The organism is Duganella kummerowiae, from assembly GCF_053572355.1.
The window spans coordinates 20787-37520 of the sequence record NZ_JBKFEH010000021.1 but is presented as its reverse complement, the minus strand read 5'-3'; the positions used below and the strand labels follow the sequence as shown (position 1 = coordinate 37520).

Sequence of the window (16734 nt, the reverse complement as noted above, 5' to 3'; positions counted from 1 at the left end):
TGTCTTTTTATCATCAACCGAGATTCTCAATGGCAAATTACGTCTATACCATGAACCGCGTGGGCAAAATCGTCCCGCCCAAGCGCCAGATTTTGAAAGATATCTCGCTGTCCTTCTTCCCGGGCGCGAAAATCGGCGTGCTGGGCCTGAACGGCTCCGGTAAGTCGACCTTGCTGAAAATTATGGCAGGCATCGATACCGACATCCAGGGCGAAGCGCGCCCGATGCCGGGCCTGAACATCGGCTATCTGCCGCAGGAACCGCAGCTGGACCCGGAAAAGACCGTGCGCCAGGAAGTGGAATCCGGCCTGGGCGAAGCCTTCGAGGCGCAAGCCAAGCTGGACGCCGTGTACGCCGCCTACGCCGAGGAAGACGCCGACTTCGACGCCCTGGCCGCCGAGCAGGCGCGCCTGGAAGCCATCATTGCCGCCTCCGATGGCGGCAACCTCAACCTGCAGCTGGAAATGGCCGCCGACGCGCTGCGCCTGCCGCCCTGGGACCAGAAGATCGGCGTGCTGTCCGGCGGTGAAAAGCGCCGCGTGGCGCTGTGCAAGCTGCTGCTGTCCAAGCCCGACATGCTGCTGCTGGACGAGCCCACCAACCACCTGGACGCCGAATCAGTCGAATGGCTGGAGCAATTCCTGGTGCGCTTCCCTGGCACCGTGGTCGGCATCACCCACGACCGCTACTTCCTGGACAACGCGGCCGAATGGATATTGGAACTGGACCGCGGCCACGGCATTCCGTGGAAAGGCAATTACTCGTCCTGGCTGGACCAGAAACAGGCCCGTTTGAAGCAGGAAGAAGCCACCGAATCGGCGCGCCAGAAGGCGCTGCAGAAGGAACTGGAATGGTCGCGCCAGAATCCCAAGGCGCGCCAGGCCAAGTCCAAGGCCCGTCTGGCCCGCTTCAACGAGCTGAGCGAATACGAATACCAGAAGCGCAACGAAACCCAGGAAATCTTCATTCCCGTGGCCGAGCGCCTGGGCAATGAAGTGATCGAGTTCAAGAACGTGACCAAGGGCTTTGGCGACCGCCTGCTGCTCGATAACGTGTCCTTCACCATCCCGCCGGGCGCCATCGTCGGCATTATCGGCCCCAACGGCGCCGGTAAATCGACGCTGTTCAAGATGATCGCCGGCATCGACAAGCCGGACAGCGGCGAAGTGGTGATCGGCCAGACCGCCCGCATCTCGCTGGTGGACCAGAGTCGCGACAAGCTGAGCGACAGCAAGACCGTGTTCGAGGACGTATCCGGCGGCGCCGACGTGCTGAGCGTGGGCCGCTTCGAAATGCCCTCGCGCGCCTACCTGGGCCGCTTCAACTTCAAGGGCGGCGACCAGCAAAAGATCGTCGGCAACCTGTCCGGCGGTGAGCGCGGCCGTTTGCACCTGGCCAAGACCCTGCTCAAGGGCGGCAACGTGCTGCTGCTGGACGAACCGTCCAACGACCTGGACGTGGAAACCCTGCGCGCGCTGGAAGATGCGCTGCTGGAATTCGCCGGTTCGGTCATGGTGATTTCCCACGACCGCTGGTTCCTGGACCGCATCGCCACCCACATCCTGGCCTTCGAGGGCAACTCGCAGGTGACCTTCTTTGACGGTAACTACCAGGAATACGAGGCGGACAAGAAAAAACGCCTGGGCGAGGAAGGCGCGAAACCCAAGCGCATCCGCTACAAGCCGCTCACGGTGTAAGCATACGGAAGCCCGGTCAAGGACCGGGCTTTTTTGTGCCCGGGACTCCCTGGTGTCAACTTGACACCAGCATTCGGCAAGCCTATAGTGGCCAACATAGGCGACCCTCGCCGGAAGGATTAAAAATGGCTAATCCCACAGTTGAGCGCGGCCGGATTACGGCCAGGGTTACTGCAGCCGTAGAAGAAACCCTGAAGGAAGCAGCCGAGTTGAGCGGCGTGATGCTCAACCAGTTTATCGTTCAAGCATCGCTGGAAAAGGCGCAGCGTATCCTCGACAGGGAGCGCTTTATCAAGATTACCGATGCCGATGCTGATTTAATAATGAAGGCATTGGAGAGACCAGCGCAGCCTAATCCAGCGCTGGTAGATCTGTTCGAGCGCTACAAGGAAGTAGACAAGAATGAGCTACTTAACGGAACCGCTGGACAAAGAGCAAAAACGGCATGACATCGAGCAGTTCGATTGCGGCGTTGCCGCGCTAAACGTCTGGCTCAAAACACAGGCAGGCCAAGCGGCAAGCAAAGGACGCTCGATGACCTATGTGATTGCCGACCAGCGTCAAGTCGTGAAGGGCTACTACGCGCTGGTGGCGCGCCGGCCTTTTCCAACCAGCTTGCTTCCCGATGAATTTTTAGAAAAATTTCCGGTCCATGTACCCACGGCGCTCCTGGCCCGTCTGGCTGTCGATCTCACGGCACAAGGAAGAGGAGTCGGCGCCCTGCTGCTCAAAGAAGCGATGCAGCGTATAAAACAGGTTTCCGCCGGAAATGGTGATGTACTGCTATTTGTCGATGCCAAAGACGGACAAGCTGGCTTCTACCGGAAATACGGTTTTACACCGCTGGCGTCCGATCCGCAGATACTGTTCACCCGCATCGACGAAATCCCTTGAGACAAAAGCGGAAGCCCAGGCAGTGACTGGGCTTCCGCGCGCATCGGACCGCAGCTAGGCAGCCTTAGAAGCTGTAACGCAGGCCGCCAGTGATGGCGCCGGTTTTGCGGCCCAGGTCGTTGTCGTTCTTGCCGTAGTGTTCATACTCCAGCGACAGCGACACTTGCTTGTTGATCGCATATTCGCCGCCCACCGAGGCGTACAGGGCGTTCTTGTTGCCGCTGCCACCCAGGCCGGCGGCGGCGCCGGTGGCGTCCACGCTATTGTGGTTGCGCGCCACGCCCAGCTTACCGAACACATTGAATTGCTCGTTGACGGGCACCGTGCCCTTGCCGGCCAGGTAGAACGAGTGCGCATCGCTTTCGATGCGGCCATTGGCGCCGTTCAGGTTGTAGTTGTAACCCTTGCTGCCGAAGTCGGTATAGCCGCCTTCGATGGCCCAGGTCTTGTCGATGTTGTAGCCGCCGTAGATTTTGCCGCCGGCCTTGTTGACGCTGTTGTCGTCGCCACCGGTGGCGGGCACGTCGTACTTGAAGCGGCTGCCCACGATGCCGACGCCGACATAGCCGGTACCGGCTTCGTCAGCATGGGCCAGGGAAATACCCGACAGGGCGGAAGCGGCGGTAGCGACTGCAAGGATGATTTTTTTCATGATATGGATCTCTCAGCTTGTTGGTTTTTAACAGACTTGCCAGGGATCGCAATTCGTTCGAGGAAGTGCGATGGAGCCAAGATAGCGCTTTTGGAAACCCACGTCCTCATGCTTTCAGTAAGAAGTGTGACGAGATGTAAAGGGGGTCGAACTGGACGAAGTTGACCCCATATAGGGCGAAATTAGCAGACTTAAGCGAAACTTAAAGGCTTAGGCAGGGATAGGCTCGGCCACCAGCGCCTCGTTGAATCCGTTCACGAGAGCGTGTTCATGCGGGCCGGCGTTGTCGCGCAGCGGACGCGCGGCCTCCACCACCACTTCCTCCGCATCGCCCGCGAGCCCGGCCAGGGTTTGCTCGATGAAGGCATCGAGCGGCATCGCGCGAGGATCGTCGCTTTTCTTGATCAGATCCGTATTCACCCACGGCGGCGCGATCTCGCGCACCTGGACCGAAGTATTGCGCAGGGCGAAGCGCTGTGACAGCGTGTACGAGTGCAGCGCGGCCTTGGTGGCCGAGTACACCGCCGTGGCCGCCAGCGGCGTAAAGGCCAGCACCGAGGTATTGTTGATGATGGCGGCGCGCGGCTGGGCTTTGAGGTGTTCGATCAGGGCCGAAGTCAGGCGCACCGGGCCCAACAAATTGGTGGCCACCGAGGACAGCATGGTGGCCTCGTCGATCTGGCCGGCCGCATCGTCGAAGCGCATGATGCCGGCGTTGTTGACCAGCACGTTCAGGCTGGGGTGTTCGGCTTTCAGGCGGGCTGCGGCGGCCTGTATGCTGGCCGGGTCCTCGATGTCCAGTTCGATGGCGGCCATGCCGGGGTTGGCGGCCGTCACCTCGTCCAGCAATGCCTTGCGGCGGCCGCCGATGATGACGCGGTTGCCCAGGCGATGGAAGGCCTCGGCCAGGGCGCGGCCTATGCCGGAGGTGCCGCCGGTGACGAAGATGGTGTTGTCGGTCAGTTGCATGGTGTGCTCCAGTTGGTTGGCTATGGAGACAGAATACGGCCAAGCACCATGTCCTGAAGGACATAGAAACCTCGTTTCAGGCCAACTGCAATCTGGCCGCCCGTTTGATGGCCTGAGGCGGCATGCCAAAGGCGCGCAGGAAGGCGCGCCGCATGCGCTCCGTATCGGTAAAGCCGGTCTCGCGCGCCACCACCTCGATGGAATGGGCGCTGCTTTCTATCATGTAGCGGGCCGCCTCCACCCGCAGCGTCTCGACCGCCTTGGCCGGCGACTGGCCCGTTTCCAGGCGGAAGGCGCGCGTGAACTGGCGCCGGCTCAGGTTGGCCGCATCGGCCAGCTCGTCGACGGACAGTTCGCGCCGCAGGTTCTGCTTGGCGTAGCTGAGCGCGGTCTGGATGCGGTCGGACTTGGGTTCCAGCTCCAGCAGCGCGGAGAACTGCGACTGGCCGCCGCTGCGGCGGTGGTAGACCACCATTTTCTTGGCGATCATGCGCGAGGCCTGCACGCCCAGGTCCTGCTCGACCAGCGCCAGGCCCAGGTCTATGCAGGCCGTCATGCCGGCCGAACTCCAGAACTTGCCGTCATTGATGAAGATCCTGTCCTCTTCCACCCGTATTTTCGGATGATTGCGCTGCAGGCCGCGCGCCGCCGCCCAATGCGTGGTGACGCGGCGGCCTTCCAGCAGGCCGGTCCTGGCCATCAACAATGCGCCGGTACAGATGGTGGCGGTGCGGCGAGCCTGGGCCCCATGGATGCGCAGCAGGTCCACCAGGCCGGGCGTGCAATCGATGTCCTCGTCGCTGGCGCCGAACAGCACCACGGTGTCGAAAGCCTGGCCCTCGAATTGGGCCAAGGGCAGCGTATCGACCGCGATGCCGGCCGAACTGCGCACCGGCCCGCCGTGCTCGGACACCATCAGGATGTCATAGACCGGGCCGCCCGGCAGGGTATTGGCCATTTCAAAGACGGTCACGGCAGCCATGTCCACCACTTGGAAGCCGGGAAAAACGATAAACGCGACGGATTTGCTCATGATGTCCCAATTCGAGGTTTCTATGTCACACAGGCCATAGCTTAGGGGCCTACACTGCTTCCTGTCAACTCAACCACAGAAGGAAGAACATCATGAAAAACCTCGGTACTGCATTGATCACTGGCGCATCTTCGGGTATCGGCGCCGTTTACGCTGACCGCTTGGCGGCGCGCGGCTACGACCTGATACTCACCGGGCGCGACCAGGCCAACCTGGAACAGGTGGCAGCCCGCCAGGCGGCAACCGGGCGCAAGATCAGCACCATACGCGCCGACCTGACCCGCGCGGCCGACCTGGCCGTGGTCGAGCAGCGCCTGCGTGAGGACAGTTCCATCACGGCGCTGGTCAACAACGCCGGCCTGGGCGCCACCAAGCCGCTGCTGGAATCGTCGGCCGAGGCCATGTCCACCCTGATCGACATCAACGTCACCGCCCTGACCCGCCTGGGCCACGCCGCGATGGCCGAGTTTGCCGCGCGCCGCAACGGCACCATCATCAACATCGCCTCCATTGCCGCGCTGGCGCCGGAAATCCTCAATGGCGTGTACTCGGCCAGCAAGAGCTATGTGATGGTGCTGAGCCAGTCCATGCACCATGAGCTCAAGGACAAGGGCGTGCGCGTGCAGGCCGTGCTGCCGGGCGCCACCAGCACCCCGTTCTGGGACCGCGCCGGGCTGCCGGTACAGCACCTGCCCAGCGCCATCGTGATGACGGCCGAGGACATGGTGGACGCCGCCCTGGCCGGCCTGGACCTGGGTGAGCTGGTCACCGTGCCGGCCTTGCCGGACGGCTTGTGGGACAACTTCAACAACGCCCGCCTGGCCATGGCCAACGATTTGTCCGGCACCAAACCGGCCGCGCGCTACCGCTAACGGCGGCAGCTATAATCGGAGCACCTGATGGTACTCCGATAATGACTCGCGACCTGTTTGACGACCAGCCCTGGCAGCAAGCCATCACCGATGGCGCGGTGGTGCTGCGCGGCCACGCCCGCCAGCAAGCGCCCGGCTTGCTGGCCGACGTCGGGCGCCTGACCCAGGTGGCGCCGTTCCGCCACATGCAGACCGCCAGCGGCGCCATGTCGGTGGCGATGAGCAATTGCGGCTTGGTTGGCTGGGTCAGCGACAAGACCGGCTACCGCTACGATCCCCTCGATCCCCTGACACGCATGCCGTGGCCGCCCATGCCGGAAGACTGGCGCGGCCTAGCGCGCGCGGCGGCCGACGCCGCCGGCTTCCCCGGCTTCGAGCCGGACGCCTGCCTGATCAACCGCTATGAACCGGGCGCGAAAATGGGCTTGCACCAGGACCGCGACGAGCGCGACCTGCGCCATCCCATCGTCTCGGTCTCGCTGGGCGTGCCGGCCACCTTCCAGTTCGGCGGCGCGCGTCGCAGCGATCCCGTGGTGAAAATTCCGTTGTCTCATGGCGACATCGTGGTCTGGGGCGGCCCGGCGCGGCTATACTTCCATGGCGTGTTGACGCTCAAACAAGATGAGCACCCGCTGACCGGGCAGCAGCGCATCAACCTCACCTTCCGCAAAGTGACATGAAAAAACGCCAGTTCCTGACCACCCTCGCCGCCGCCGGCGCCCTGCCGCTGCCGCTGGTCGCGCGGGCGGCGGCCAAGCCGTCCGGCCCGGTGCTGCTGACCATCAGCGGCGCCAGCGTGCAGCCCAACCGGGGCAAGTTCGATCCCGGCCGCGACGAGATGATGGCCAAGCACAAGGTGACTTTCGAGCGCGCCCACGTGTTCGACTATGCCGCCATCCAGGCGCTGCCGGCGGTGACCATCAAGCCCACCCTGGAATACGACGGCAAGCGCCATACCCTGCGCGGGCCGCTGCTGCTGGACGTGGTGGCGGCCGCCACCGGCAAGGTCCCGCCCGACAAGGCCACGCTGCTGATGCGCGCCGTGGATGGCTATGTGGCGGCGCTGACGGTGGCCCAGGCACGCGCGCTGCGCTACATCGTGGCAGCCAGCATGGATGGCGAACCGATGGCGCTGGGCGGGGTGGGGCCGCTATGGGCCGTGTATGAACCGGACTCGATACCGGAAATGGCAAACAAGCCCCTGCCGGACCGCTACGGCAGCTGTCCGTGGGGCTTGTATTACATCGAGATACAGGCCTGAGCGAACTCCGGGCCCGAGCCCGCAGAGGGCGCCCTCAGGCGTAGGCTTCGGCCAGGGACATTACGCGCGGCGTGATGGTGATGCCGACGCCATTGAACAGGGCATTGATGGCGGCCAGGTTGGCCTCGCATTCCTCGGCCTTCCAGCCCTTGAACAGGTCGGTGCCATCCTTGTGGAAGTGCAGGTCCAGCACCTTGCCGCGGTCCTTGTGGGTGTAACCCGAGCTGTGGGTGTTGACGAAGCCCAGGTTGGCCAGCGCGGTCAGCACGTCGGTGGGCGGATGATCGGGGTCGGTAGCGATGAACACGCCGTAGGTCTTGCCCGGCGGCTTGGCCGCTACGTCCACATCGTAAATGCCAGGCGCCTTGGTGACGGTCGTCGATTTCAAAAATAACATGGTTCTTACCCCTATCTTTACCGCGGCTTATAGTTCTTGAAGAAAAGATTCTGAGAGTCAAGCTTATTGCTTCTTGGGCGCTTTGTCGATAAGCACCGGGACATTTGTGTGCCGAGTTGTGTCCTGAGGCCAACAAAATCCTGTCAGTAACATCATCAACTATAGTTTTAATCCCGCAAACCGCAAGCGGGGCCGCAGCGCGCCGCTCAGCTGTGGTTTTTCCGTCGCGCCAGCGCCGCCGTGGGCGGCACCAGGTTCTGGTAGAGCTCGCCGGTGGCCGGGTCCCAGGCGCCCACGGCGGCCTGCTGGCGCGCCACCGTGGCCATGTCGCCGCGCACCACCGGGCCGCTGAGGGCGGCGGCGGCGCCCAGGCGGAACACATTGTCCATGGATTCGCGCGCCAGGGGTTCGGCCAGGCGGCGCGCCACCGCTTCCGGGATGCCGGCCGCCTGGTAGGCGCGCAGGGCGGCGTCCAGCACCGTGACCAGGTAATTGCTGGCAAAGACGGCGGCCGCGTGGTACACGGTCTTGGCGGCGGCGTCGATGGCGACCGGCTCGGCGCCTATCACTTGCAGCGCCGGGACCAGCACGGCCAGCGCCTGCGCGTCGCCCTCGACGCCGCAAAAAGTGCCGTGGAAGCGCTCAGCCACGGCGGCCGGATCGGCAAAGCTGCGGATGGGGTGGACGCTGGCCAGCAGCGCGCCAGCCTCGCGCGCCGTTTGCAGCTGGGCGGACGGCAGCGCCCCGCTGCAATGGAACACGATGCTGCCGTCCAGCGGCACGGCCGCCGCCAGCGAGGCGCAGGCCGGCGCGATCTGGTCGTCGCCCACGGCCAGCAGATGCACGTCGGCGGCACGCAAGTCCGACCAAGAGGCGGCGGCGCGCCCGGCGCCCATGAAATCCAGCGCGTCGGCGGCCGACTGCGGCGAGCGGGTCAGCACGTCCTGCAGCTGGAACGCGCCGCTGGCGGCAAACAAGCGGCCCATCACCCGGCCCACGTGGCCGGCGCCGATCAGGTTCAGGGTGGGCATCAGAACGACGATCCCGGTTGCTGCAGGAAGGCGCTTTCCTCGGGCGTGGAAGCGCGGCCCAGGATGCGGTTGCGGTGCGGGAAGCGGCCGAAGCGGGCAATCACGTCGCAGTGGCGGCGCGCGTAATCGAGCATGCCGGCCAGGTGTTCGCCACCCTCCTCCCCGGCCAGGCGAGAGAACAGCGCGACGCAGCGTTTCTGCATGGCCAGGTCCTCAGCATGCTCCAGCGGCAGGTAGACGAAGGCGCGCTGCAGCGGCGGCAGGGCCAGGTCGCGGCCGGCGTCCACCATGTCCAGCGCGGCCGCCAGGGCCTGGGCGTCGCCGGCGAACGAGAGCGGGGTCCCGCGGTGGATATTGCGCGTGAACTGGTCCAGCAGCAGGATGCGCGCCAGCGCCGATGGCGGGCCTTCCGCATCCCAGGATTGCAGGCCGCCCGCCAGCGCCTGCCCGACCAGTTCGCCGAAGCGCTGCCGTATTTGGTGGTCGAACTGTTCATCCTTCACGAACCAGGCGCGTTGCGGCTGCGGGTCCGGGAACCAGAAATCCAGCACCTCGCGTGCCTGTGCGTTCATGGCGCTCTCCTGTCAGTTGCGGGCATGGGTCAGCTGGAAGCTGGCGATGCCTTCGAAGGCGTTCAGTTCGGCCGACAGGGCCGACAGCGGCGCCCCGCTGCGCTTGCCCAGGGCGATGGCGACGAAGCGCCATTCCTGCTGGCCGTGGTCGCAGGCGATCATCAGCGAACCGCCGGCGATTTCGTAGCCGCGCTCCAGCGCCATGGCGCGCAGGGCCTGCTCCTTGGGCAGGAAGCCGGGCTTGAAGCGCATGGTGATGGCCACCGCGTGGCGCGACGGCAGCCAGGCTTCCAGCTTCGAAATATAGATCATGGAAAAGGCGCACAGCAGCGCCAGCCCCATGGCGCCCATGTAGAAGCCCACACCCACCATCACGCCGATCACGGACGAGGCCCAGATCGAGGCCGCCGTGGTCAGGCCGCTGATGTTGAAGCCCTCGCGCATGATCACGCCGGCGCCCAAAAAGCCGATGCCGGTCACGATGCCCTGCACGATGCGGGTCGGGTCGGAGCTGACCAGGTATTGCGAGACATGGCCGCCGAACCAGTGGGCCGGATAGCCGCCGATCACGGTCAGCGCGGCCGAGGCCATGCACACCAGGCCATAGGTACGCATGCCGGCCGCGCGGCCGTGGTAGGAGCGCTCGTAGCCGACCAGCAGGCCCAGCGCCAGCGCCCCCAGCAGGTTAAGCAGGATCACGCCATTGGTGGCGAGTTCGCCGTGAGACCAGTAGGCGGTCAGGAATTCAAGCGTGGGCATGGCGCGGCGTCAGCTTTTCTTGACCAGCTGCTTTTCGAACGCCACATCGAGCTTGCTGACGCGCCTGGGCGTCTGCGGCCCCAAGCCGTTGACGTAGGCGACGAAATCATCGAGCTCCATGGGCGCGCACAGCGGCGGCTGGCCGGCGCCCTCGGTCAGGAAGAAGTGGCCGCTGCCGGTGATGGACATGCTGTACTTGCCGTTGCCGCTGCGTTTTTTCAGGCGGTCGACGGCGTTCGAGGCGCGGGTCGAGCGTGCGCTCATAAGGCCTCCGTTCGTTGGTGGAGCCAGTCCAGCGCGGGGCCGGACAGCAGGGGCGCCAGGCGCGCGCGCACCGTGGCGTGGTAGGCGTTGAGCCACTGGACTTCATCCGCGCGCAGCAGCGAGGCGTCCAGGCAGCGGGTGTCGATCGGGCACAGGGTCAGGGTTTCGAACTGCAGGAAGTCGCCGAACTCGGTCTGTCCCGCCGGGCAATTGAGCACCAGGTTTTCTATCCGTATGCCCCACTGTCCCGGACGGTACAGGCCCGGCTCGATGGAGGTGATCATGCCGGGTTCCATGGCGGTGTGCGGTTCCGGCATGGCCGAGGGCGAAATCGATTGCGGCCCCTCGTGCACATTGAGGAAGTAGCCGACCCCGTGGCCGGTGCCGTGGCCGAAGTCCAGCCCCTCGGCCCACAGCGGCGCGCGGGCGATGGCGTCCAGCATGGGCGAGCGGGTGCCGCGCGGGAAGCGGGCCCGCGACAACGCGATCATCCCCTTCAGCACCAGGGTGACGTCGCGGCGCTGCTGCGCACTGACCTTGCCGACGCCGACCACGCGCGTGATGTCGGTGGTGCCGCCCAGGTACTGGCCGCCGGAATCGATCAGCAGCAGGCCGTCGCCCTCGATCACGGCGTGGTGGGCTGCGGTGGCGCGGTAATGCATCACGGCGCCGTTGGCGCCAAAGCCGGCAATGGTGCCGAAGCTGCGGCTGACAAAACCGGGCCGGCGCGCGCGCTCGGCGGTCAGGCGGACGTCGATATCGAGTTCGGTCAGCGGCGCCCGCCGGGTATCGGCCAGGGCGGCGTCCAGCCAGGCGAAGAATGTGCACAGGGCGGCGCCGTCCTGCTCCATGGCGGCGCGCACGTGGGCCGCCTCGGCCTCGCTCTTGGTCGACTTGGCGTAGGTGGTCGGGTTGATGGCTTCCACCACCTTGACGGCAGGCGGCACGGCTTGCCGCGTACCATGCGTGATGCGGCGCGGGTCCAGCAGCAGGACGGCGTCCGCCGGCAGCGCGCCCAGCGCGGCGGCGGCGCCGGCATACGGGGCAAGATCGACGCCCTGATCCGCCAGCGTGGCGCGCAGTTCCGGCGCGATCTTGCCATCGGCGACAAACAGCGTGGCGCGATCGGGCGCCACCAGCGCGTGCGCCAGGAAGATGGGATTGAAACTCACATCCGACCCGCGCAGGTTGAACAGGTAGGCGATATCGTCCAGTGTGGAGATCACATGGTGGCTGGCGCCATGCTGGCGCATGGCGGCGCGCAGCGCCGCCAGCTTGTCGCCGCGGGACTGGACGGCGTAGGGAGGCAGGTGTTCGTAGACAGGCGCGTCCGGCAGCGCGGGCCTGCCGTCCCACACCCCGTCCAGCAGATCGAGCCCGGTGCGCAGCGCCACGCCGCGCGTCTCCAGCGCCTGCGCCAGCTGGCGCGCAGTGGCCAGGCCCAGCACGGCGCCGTCAACCGCCACCGTTTGCCCTGCCTGCAGATGGGCGGCCAGCCAGGCTATGTAGATCACGCTGGCGCCGGACGGGATTTTCATCAGCTGCACGGCCGTGCCTTCCAGCTCGCGTTCAGCCTGGGTCCAGTAGCGCGCGTCGGTCCACACGCCGGCGAAATCGGCCGTGATGATGAAGGTGCCCACCGAGCCAGTGAAGCCGGTAATCCATTCGCGGCCCTGCCAGCGCGGCGGCAGGTATTCGGACAGATGGGGATCGGCCGAGGGCACCAGCAGCGCGTCGACCTGATGCGTGCGCATCGCAAGCCGCAGCCGCGCCAGGCGCTCCGCGACGTCGTGGGGGGAGGAAGTCGTCATGATTGTTGCTATGATACCGCGATTGCTTTTTCATGCAGGAGCTGCGATGAATTTGAAAAAGGCCAAGGAACTATGCCGTTCCCTGCCGGGCGCCACCGAGGACGTGAAATGGGGCGCCGACCTGGTGTTCTCGGTCGGCCAGAAGATGTTTGCCGTCACCGGCAACGGCGACGATGCCGACGGCATCAGCTTCAAGGTCGACGACGAGCGCTTCCTGGAACTGACCGACCGGCCCGGCATCGTACCCTCGCCCTACCTGGCGCGCGCCAAATGGGTGCGCATCACGGACCTGCACGCCGTCAGCGACGCCGAGGCGGCCGAGCTGCTCAAGCGCTCCTACGAACTGGTGTTTGCCAAGCTGACCCGCAAGCTGCAGCGCGAAATCCGGCCTGTGGCGTAAACCCAACTGCGAGCACGGCGCCGGGATATGGACGATAATAGCGCTCCCTTCCGTTTCAGACCCCGTAGCGAACCATGCAAGACTTCCATCACAGCCGCGCCCGCGCCCTGCTAGCCAGCGCCGAAGAACTCTACACCAAGGAACAGGTGGACCAGGCCGTCACCCGCATGGCCGACACCCTGAACGCCCGCTTCAACGCCGACGACAGCGAGGAATTCCCGCTGGTGCTGGGCGTGATGGGCGGCGCCGTGGTCTTTACCGGCAACCTGCTGCCGCAGCTGGCCTTCCCGCTGGAGTTCGACTACATCCACGTCAGCCGCTACGGCGACGAGGACCGCGGCGGCCAGGTGGTGTGGAAAGTGGTGCCGCGCTCGAACGTGGCGGGCCGCACCGTGATCGTGCTGGACGATATCCTGGACGAGGGCGAAACCCTGGCCCACGTCAAGCAACGCCTGCTGGACATGGGCGCCAGGGAAGTGATACTGGCCGTGTTCGCGGACAAGGACATCGGCAAGGCCAAGCCCTGCTACGCCGACATTGTCGGCATCACCATCCCCAACCGCTTCGTGGTCGGCTTCGGCATGGACGCCTACGGCTACTGGCGCAACCTGCCCGGCCTGTGGGCCATCCGCACCGAGAACTGAGCGCGGCCCGGGCCCTCAGGGCCGCAGCGCAACCGTGTCGATGAATTTTTTCACTCCGTTCGGGTTGGCGGCCTTCCAGGCTTCCAGCTCGGGACGGTAGCTTTCCTTGTACAGCAGCAGCAGCACGGCAGTTTCCAGCTGGCCGGCTTTAGCCAGTTCGCGCATGTGCAGCAGGCCGGGATCGGTCAGCTTGAAGTCCGGCTTGACGCTCAGCTCGTCGGCCACCGTCATCGTTTTACGCCACGATTCCAGTTCCAGCTGGTAGGGCGACAGCGGCGGGCCATCCTTCTGGTTGCGCAGGTTGGCTTCGATGGCCCCCAGCGCGATCCACAGGGCGCTGTCGGGCGTGCTGGCCTGGTCCTTGTCCGCCAGGCTGGCGTCGAGCACCATGCTGTACTTGCCGCTGTCGCCGTCCTGCTTGAGGCGCACCTTGCGCACCAGCTGCAGCGGTTGCAGCGGCTTGCCGGCGGCCTTGCGCAGGTAGGCCAGCTTGTCCCAGCTGGGGCGCTGGCTGGGCTGGGCCGCGATGCCGTTCAGCAGCGCCTGCTGCGCCGCTTCCATCCTGCCCTGCAGCGCCAGCGCATCCGACAGGAAGCGCCAGGCCTGGCCGTTCAGCGGCTCGACCTCGGTGGCCTTGCGGAACAGGGCTTCGGCCGGGGCATATTGCTTTTGCGCGAAATAGCAGTCGCCGGCATACACATAAGCGGTGGAAAAGGCCGGGTCCAGCTCGGCGGCGCGCTGGAAGCGGACCAGCGCCTCCGCATATTTCCCGGCCTGGAACAGCGCTTCGCCCTCGGCGGCGGCGGCGTTGGCCTCGCGGCTGGGCTGGTGCAGCGGCGCCGGCTTTTCTTCGCTCATCAGCCGCTGCACTTCCTGCGCCAGCGGATCCTCGGCATCGAGCTTGAGCGCCATCTGTATCGACAGTTCGGCCTGCTGGCGCGCCTTGGCGGCATTGGGGTTGGCGCTGTCTTCGGACAGCATCCACAGCAGGTGGCCGACGGCGGCCAGCGGTGCGGACGCGCTGGGATCGGCATTCTTGGCGGCCATGAACTTGTCCATCGCTTCCTTGAAGCGGCCGCTGGCGGCCAGGGCGCGGCCTTCCTGCAGCAAGGCCTGGCAGGCAGGGTTGCCCAGGACGACGGCGCCGGCCGGCGCGGCCAGCATGGCGGCGCACAGCAGCGCCAGCAAGGTCTTCAACATGGCTTACCTCTCCGTTAACATGGCCGATTTTGCAATCATAGCACTAGCTAACGGGCTGTTGCCTAGCGGCTCAACTCCTGTCACGATACCGGCCATGTTGACTTGCTTACCATTACCGCTGCGTGGCGCGCTCGTGGGCCTGCTGCTGGCGGTGGCCGCGCCAGCCACGGCGGCCGGCTGCAGCCGCGCGCTGGTCGTGCCCATGTCGCCGCTGGGGATCAGCGTCACCGTGGATGGCGACAAGCTGGGCGGCATCTACCCGCGCCTGCTGAAATCCATCACGGCGCGCACCGGCTGCGAATTCAAGACCTCGGTGGTGCCGCGCGCGCGGCTGGAATCCATGTTCGAGCTGGGTCTTGCCGATATGCTGGCGCCGGCCAGCCAGACGCCGCACCGCGACCAGCTGGGCGAATTCATCTCCCTGGCCACCTCGCGCGCCATGCTGGTATCGGTGGACCAAAAACGCGCGCCGGTGCGCTCGCTGGCCGAGCTCCTGGAGCGGCGCGAACTGCGGGTGGCGGTGGTGCGCGGGAATGATTACGGCGAAGCCTACCAGGCCGCCGTGGCCGAGCTGACCCGCCAGGGCCGCTTGTACCAGGAACCGGATCCACTGCGGGTGGCTCGGCTGCTGGGCGGCGGCATGGCCGACGCCGCCATCCTCACCCCCACCACGCTGGGCGAGGCCATCAAGGACGACGCGCGCGTCAAGCCGCTGCTGGACCAGTTGCGCATCGAGGTATTGCCGGAACTGCCGGCGCGCCACAGCGGGGTGTATTTGTCGCGCAAGTCGCTTACGCCGGAAGACCGGCGCGTGCTGGCCGAGCAGCTGCGCGCCGTTGCGGAATCGGGCGAGGTGGAGGAGGAATACCGGCGCCACTACCCGGCCAGCCTGCTGGGGCCGGGCCGGGGCAAAAAATAGCCTGGCGCAGCGTTTAACGCAGATTCAGGCGGGCGCGGGCGGCGTCGTACTCGGCCTTGAGGCGGGCCACCATCTCGGCCGTGGTCGGCACGTCGTCCATCAGGCCCACGCCCTGGCCGGCGCCCCAGATGTCGCGCCAGGCCTTGGCGGTGCCGTCGCCAAAACTCATCTTGCTCTTGTCCGATTCCGGCAGCGCGTCCGGATCCAGGCCGGCGGCAACAATGGATTTCTTCAGGTAGTTGCCGTGCACGCCGGTGAACAGATTGGTGTACACCACGTCGGCGGCGGCCGATTCCAGGATGGCGTCGCGGTAGGCGTCCGAGACATTCGATTCCTGGGTGGCCAGCCAGCGCGAGCCGATGTAGGCGAAGTCGGCGCCCATGGCCTGGGCCGCCAGGATGGCGTCGCCGGTGGCGATGGAACCGGACAGCGCCACGGGGCCGCTGAAGAACTTGCGCACCTCGCCCACCAGGGCAAACGGCGACAGCGTGCCGGCATGGCCGCCGGCGCCGGCCGCCACCAGTATCAGGCCATCCACGCCGGCTTCCAGCGCCTTCTCGGCGTGGCGGATCGAGATCACGTCGTGCAGCACGATGCCGCCGTAGCTGTGGATGGCGTCCAGCATCTCCTTCGGCGGCGCGCGCAGCGAGGAAATGATGATGGGCACCTGGTGCTTCACGCAGACTTCGACGTCATGCTCCAGGCGGGTGTTGGATTGGTGCACGATCTGGTTGACGGCGATCGGTCCCACTTTTTGTTCCGGATGCCCGGCCTGCCAGGCGGCCAGCTCGGCCTGCAGGTCGGTCAGCCAGGTGTCCAGCAGCTCGGCCGGGCGGGCGTTCAAGGCCGGGAAGGAGCCGACGATGCCGGCCTTGCACTGGGCCGCCACCAGGGCCGGGCCGCTGGCGATGAACATCGGGGAGGCTATCACGGGGAGGGACAGGTTTTGCAGGGCTGCAGGCAGGGCCATGGCGTACTCGCTTTCGGGTGGGGTGAACCGGGCCATTATAAATAGTACGATCGTACTTATCTTAGAGGATGGACTCCATTCAACGTTTGTGAGCGCTCACTCTCTTTCAAACACCACTTGCTCGCGGCGCCAGGCCAGCTGCGACCACACGGCGCGCTTGTAATTGTCGTCGGCATTGCGCCAGTTGCGGATTTCCTCGAGGGTGCGCAGGCAGCCCATGCAATAGCGCCTGTCCTCGTCCATCTTGCACAGGCTGACACAGGGCGACGGGACCGGGGTTTCAACATTCATATTCATAGGGCGGAGTCACGACAGCAATCCCGGCATTATGCGCGCGAAACCACATAGCCAGCGAAACGCGCTTGACCGGGCCGCCCATGAGCCTATAC

The 16734-nt window shown here is 65.5% G+C and carries 21 protein-coding genes; 9 read left to right on the top strand and 12 right to left on the bottom strand.

The window, feature by feature from the left end:
- The first annotated feature begins 29 nt into the window (after positions 1–29).
- The 3 genes from ettA (at position 30) to ACLB1G_RS24790 (ending at position 2591) form a co-directional block, all read left to right on the top strand.
- Entirely contained in the window at positions 30–1697 is a 1668-nt protein-coding gene (ettA, locus tag ACLB1G_RS24800; RefSeq protein WP_491629932.1) for an energy-dependent translational throttle protein EttA, read from the top strand.
- 125 nt (positions 1698–1822) lie between these two features.
- Entirely contained in the window at positions 1823–2146 is a 324-nt protein-coding gene (locus ACLB1G_RS24795; protein ID WP_491629931.1) for a type II toxin-antitoxin system TacA family antitoxin, read from the top strand.
- Positions 2100–2591, top strand: a complete 492-nt coding sequence (locus tag ACLB1G_RS24790; protein ID WP_491629930.1) for a GNAT family N-acetyltransferase — start codon at positions 2100–2102, stop codon at positions 2589–2591. Before ACLB1G_RS24795 ends, ACLB1G_RS24790 begins: the two co-directional genes overlap by 47 nt.
- Before the next feature lie 64 nt (positions 2592–2655).
- Here the strand turns inward: ACLB1G_RS24790 and ACLB1G_RS24785 are convergent, their stop codons facing one another.
- The 3 genes from ACLB1G_RS24785 to ACLB1G_RS24775 form a co-directional block, all read right to left on the bottom strand.
- The gene (locus ACLB1G_RS24785; protein WP_491629929.1) at positions 2656–3243 is read right to left on the bottom strand and encodes an outer membrane beta-barrel protein; all 588 of its coding nucleotides are present in this window, start codon (positions 3241–3243) and stop codon (positions 2656–2658) included.
- Between the two features lie 210 nt (positions 3244–3453).
- Positions 3454–4212: an SDR family oxidoreductase gene (locus ACLB1G_RS24780; protein ID WP_491629928.1), complete on the bottom strand. Its 759-nt coding sequence runs from the start codon at positions 4210–4212 to the stop codon at positions 3454–3456.
- 76 nt (positions 4213–4288) lie between these two features.
- Positions 4289–5245 carry a GlxA family transcriptional regulator gene (locus ACLB1G_RS24775; protein ID WP_491629927.1) on the bottom strand — a complete coding sequence of 319 codons (957 nt, stop codon included), beginning with the start codon at positions 5243–5245 and terminating at the stop codon, positions 4289–4291.
- A 92-nt stretch (positions 5246–5337) separates the two neighbouring features.
- Here ACLB1G_RS24775 and ACLB1G_RS24770 point away from each other — a divergent pair, with 92 nt between their 5' ends.
- From ACLB1G_RS24770 to ACLB1G_RS24760, 3 genes are read left to right on the top strand one after another with little or no spacing between them, the layout of a single operon-like run.
- Entirely contained in the window at positions 5338–6117 is a 780-nt protein-coding gene (locus ACLB1G_RS24770) for an SDR family NAD(P)-dependent oxidoreductase (protein WP_491629926.1), read from the top strand.
- A gap of 41 nt (positions 6118–6158) precedes the next feature.
- Positions 6159–6797: a DNA oxidative demethylase AlkB gene (alkB, locus tag ACLB1G_RS24765; RefSeq protein ID WP_491629925.1), complete on the top strand. Its 639-nt coding sequence runs from the start codon at positions 6159–6161 to the stop codon at positions 6795–6797.
- Positions 6794–7378: a putative pterin-binding protein gene (locus ACLB1G_RS24760; RefSeq protein ID WP_491629924.1), complete on the top strand. Its 585-nt coding sequence runs from the start codon at positions 6794–6796 to the stop codon at positions 7376–7378. The genes alkB and ACLB1G_RS24760 overlap by 4 nt, the downstream gene beginning before the upstream one ends.
- 34 nt (positions 7379–7412) lie before the next feature.
- On the opposite strand, the gene ACLB1G_RS24755 is transcribed toward ACLB1G_RS24760, so the two are convergent.
- The 6 genes from ACLB1G_RS24755 to ACLB1G_RS24730 form a co-directional block, all read right to left on the bottom strand.
- A complete protein-coding gene (locus ACLB1G_RS24755; protein ID WP_491629923.1) occupies positions 7413–7775 on the bottom strand; it encodes a hypothetical protein in 363 nt (120 codons plus the stop codon).
- 206 nt (positions 7776–7981) lie between these two features.
- A complete protein-coding gene (locus ACLB1G_RS24750) occupies positions 7982–8806 on the bottom strand; it encodes a Rossmann-like and DUF2520 domain-containing protein (protein WP_491629922.1) in 825 nt (274 codons plus the stop codon).
- Positions 8806–9378, bottom strand: coding sequence for a DUF924 family protein (locus tag ACLB1G_RS24745; RefSeq protein ID WP_491629921.1), 573 nt, complete (start codon positions 9376–9378; stop codon positions 8806–8808). Before ACLB1G_RS24745 ends, ACLB1G_RS24750 begins: the two co-directional genes overlap by 1 nt.
- A gap of 12 nt (positions 9379–9390) precedes the next feature.
- Positions 9391–10137, bottom strand: coding sequence for an MgtC/SapB family protein (locus ACLB1G_RS24740; RefSeq protein WP_491629920.1), 747 nt, complete (start codon positions 10135–10137; stop codon positions 9391–9393).
- A 9-nt stretch (positions 10138–10146) separates the two neighbouring features.
- The gene (locus ACLB1G_RS24735) at positions 10147–10401 is read right to left on the bottom strand and encodes a hypothetical protein (protein WP_491629919.1); all 255 of its coding nucleotides are present in this window, start codon (positions 10399–10401) and stop codon (positions 10147–10149) included.
- Positions 10398–12212: an aminopeptidase P family protein gene (locus tag ACLB1G_RS24730; RefSeq protein ID WP_491629918.1), complete on the bottom strand. Its 1815-nt coding sequence runs from the start codon at positions 12210–12212 to the stop codon at positions 10398–10400. Before ACLB1G_RS24730 ends, ACLB1G_RS24735 begins: the two co-directional genes overlap by 4 nt.
- Positions 12213–12258: 46 nt before the next feature.
- Between ACLB1G_RS24730 and ACLB1G_RS24725 the strand changes: the two genes are divergently transcribed.
- Positions 12259–12612, top strand: coding sequence for an MmcQ/YjbR family DNA-binding protein (locus ACLB1G_RS24725; RefSeq protein WP_491629917.1), 354 nt, complete (start codon positions 12259–12261; stop codon positions 12610–12612).
- A 74-nt stretch (positions 12613–12686) separates the two neighbouring features.
- Positions 12687–13256 (top strand): hypoxanthine-guanine phosphoribosyltransferase, encoded by a 570-nt coding sequence (locus tag ACLB1G_RS24720; protein ID WP_491629916.1) that lies wholly within the window; start codon positions 12687–12689, stop codon positions 13254–13256.
- Between the two features lie 15 nt (positions 13257–13271).
- Here the strand turns inward: ACLB1G_RS24720 and ACLB1G_RS24715 are convergent, their stop codons facing one another.
- Positions 13272–14456, bottom strand: a complete 1185-nt coding sequence (locus ACLB1G_RS24715) for a tetratricopeptide repeat protein (RefSeq protein ID WP_491629915.1) — start codon at positions 14454–14456, stop codon at positions 13272–13274.
- A 94-nt stretch (positions 14457–14550) separates the two neighbouring features.
- Here ACLB1G_RS24715 and ACLB1G_RS24710 point away from each other — a divergent pair, with 94 nt between their 5' ends.
- A complete protein-coding gene (locus ACLB1G_RS24710; RefSeq protein ID WP_491629914.1) occupies positions 14551–15375 on the top strand; it encodes a substrate-binding periplasmic protein in 825 nt (274 codons plus the stop codon).
- Positions 15376–15388: 13 nt separating this feature from the next.
- On the opposite strand, the gene ACLB1G_RS24705 is transcribed toward ACLB1G_RS24710, so the two are convergent.
- Entirely contained in the window at positions 15389–16345 is a 957-nt protein-coding gene (locus tag ACLB1G_RS24705; protein WP_491629913.1) for an NAD(P)H-dependent flavin oxidoreductase, read from the bottom strand.
- Positions 16346–16441: 96 nt separating this feature from the next.
- Positions 16442–16642: a DUF1289 domain-containing protein gene (locus ACLB1G_RS24700; protein ID WP_491629912.1), complete on the bottom strand. Its 201-nt coding sequence runs from the start codon at positions 16640–16642 to the stop codon at positions 16442–16444.
- Positions 16643–16734: the final 92 nt, after the last annotated feature.

What these genes read in the sequence shown, in the direction of transcription:
- ettA (WP_491629932.1), top strand. Translation starts at nt 30, where the DNA reads ATGGCAAATTACGTCTATACCATGAACCGCGTGGGCAAAATCGTCCCG.
- ACLB1G_RS24795 (WP_491629931.1), top strand. Translation starts at nt 1,823, where the DNA reads ATGGCTAATCCCACAGTTGAGCGCGGCCGGATTACGGCCAGGGTTACT.
- ACLB1G_RS24790 (WP_491629930.1), top strand. Translation starts at nt 2,100, where the DNA reads ATGAGCTACTTAACGGAACCGCTGGACAAAGAGCAAAAACGGCATGAC.
- ACLB1G_RS24785 (WP_491629929.1), bottom strand. Translation starts at nt 3,243, where the DNA reads ATGAAAAAAATCATCCTTGCAGTCGCTACCGCCGCTTCCGCCCTGTCG.
- ACLB1G_RS24780 (WP_491629928.1), bottom strand. Translation starts at nt 4,212, where the DNA reads ATGCAACTGACCGACAACACCATCTTCGTCACCGGCGGCACCTCCGGC.
- ACLB1G_RS24775 (WP_491629927.1), bottom strand. Translation starts at nt 5,245, where the DNA reads ATGAGCAAATCCGTCGCGTTTATCGTTTTTCCCGGCTTCCAAGTGGTG.
- ACLB1G_RS24770 (WP_491629926.1), top strand. Translation starts at nt 5,338, where the DNA reads ATGAAAAACCTCGGTACTGCATTGATCACTGGCGCATCTTCGGGTATC.
- alkB (WP_491629925.1), top strand. Translation starts at nt 6,159, where the DNA reads ATGACTCGCGACCTGTTTGACGACCAGCCCTGGCAGCAAGCCATCACC.
- ACLB1G_RS24760 (WP_491629924.1), top strand. Translation starts at nt 6,794, where the DNA reads ATGAAAAAACGCCAGTTCCTGACCACCCTCGCCGCCGCCGGCGCCCTG.
- ACLB1G_RS24755 (WP_491629923.1), bottom strand. Translation starts at nt 7,775, where the DNA reads ATGTTATTTTTGAAATCGACGACCGTCACCAAGGCGCCTGGCATTTAC.
- ACLB1G_RS24750 (WP_491629922.1), bottom strand. Translation starts at nt 8,806, where the DNA reads ATGCCCACCCTGAACCTGATCGGCGCCGGCCACGTGGGCCGGGTGATG.
- ACLB1G_RS24745 (WP_491629921.1), bottom strand. Translation starts at nt 9,378, where the DNA reads ATGAACGCACAGGCACGCGAGGTGCTGGATTTCTGGTTCCCGGACCCG.
- ACLB1G_RS24740 (WP_491629920.1), bottom strand. Translation starts at nt 10,137, where the DNA reads ATGCCCACGCTTGAATTCCTGACCGCCTACTGGTCTCACGGCGAACTC.
- ACLB1G_RS24735 (WP_491629919.1), bottom strand. Translation starts at nt 10,401, where the DNA reads ATGAGCGCACGCTCGACCCGCGCCTCGAACGCCGTCGACCGCCTGAAA.
- ACLB1G_RS24730 (WP_491629918.1), bottom strand. Translation starts at nt 12,212, where the DNA reads ATGACGACTTCCTCCCCCCACGACGTCGCGGAGCGCCTGGCGCGGCTG.
- ACLB1G_RS24725 (WP_491629917.1), top strand. Translation starts at nt 12,259, where the DNA reads ATGAATTTGAAAAAGGCCAAGGAACTATGCCGTTCCCTGCCGGGCGCC.
- ACLB1G_RS24720 (WP_491629916.1), top strand. Translation starts at nt 12,687, where the DNA reads ATGCAAGACTTCCATCACAGCCGCGCCCGCGCCCTGCTAGCCAGCGCC.
- ACLB1G_RS24715 (WP_491629915.1), bottom strand. Translation starts at nt 14,456, where the DNA reads ATGTTGAAGACCTTGCTGGCGCTGCTGTGCGCCGCCATGCTGGCCGCG.
- ACLB1G_RS24710 (WP_491629914.1), top strand. Translation starts at nt 14,551, where the DNA reads ATGTTGACTTGCTTACCATTACCGCTGCGTGGCGCGCTCGTGGGCCTG.
- ACLB1G_RS24705 (WP_491629913.1), bottom strand. Translation starts at nt 16,345, where the DNA reads ATGGCCCTGCCTGCAGCCCTGCAAAACCTGTCCCTCCCCGTGATAGCC.
- ACLB1G_RS24700 (WP_491629912.1), bottom strand. Translation starts at nt 16,642, where the DNA reads ATGAATATGAATGTTGAAACCCCGGTCCCGTCGCCCTGTGTCAGCCTG.